This window comes from Spirulina sp. CCY15215 (genome assembly GCF_016888125.1).
GTDB lineage: Bacteria > Cyanobacteriota > Cyanobacteriia > Cyanobacteriales > Spirulinaceae > CCY15215.
This window is the reverse complement of the sequence record NZ_JACSWA010000416.1, coordinates 1-240: the sequence shown is the minus strand read 5'-3', so window position 1 is coordinate 240 and position 240 is coordinate 1. Positions and strand designations below refer to the sequence as shown.

1 protein-coding gene is annotated in these 240 nt (G+C 40.4%); it reads left to right on the top strand.

From position 1 onward, the window contains the following. On the top strand, positions 1 to 240 hold a 240-nt coding region (locus JUI58_RS11840), incomplete at both ends, for a Uma2 family endonuclease (RefSeq protein WP_204103995.1).

Genomic DNA, 240 nt, shown 5'->3' with positions numbered 1-240 from the left:
ATGTGTTTATTGCCGCAGATTTGTTATGGTATCCCGTCAAATTGACGAAACAACAAATCTTAGAGCAAGAGGAGCCGCAAAAACAAGCACCAGATGTGATGGTAGTATTGGGAAGACCGAAAGGAGATAGAGGGTCTTATAGGCAATGGGAAGAGGAAAATATCGCCCCACAAGTCGCATTTGAAATCCTATCTCCTGGGAACAAGAAAAAAGATATGGAGACAAAATTCAATTTTTATC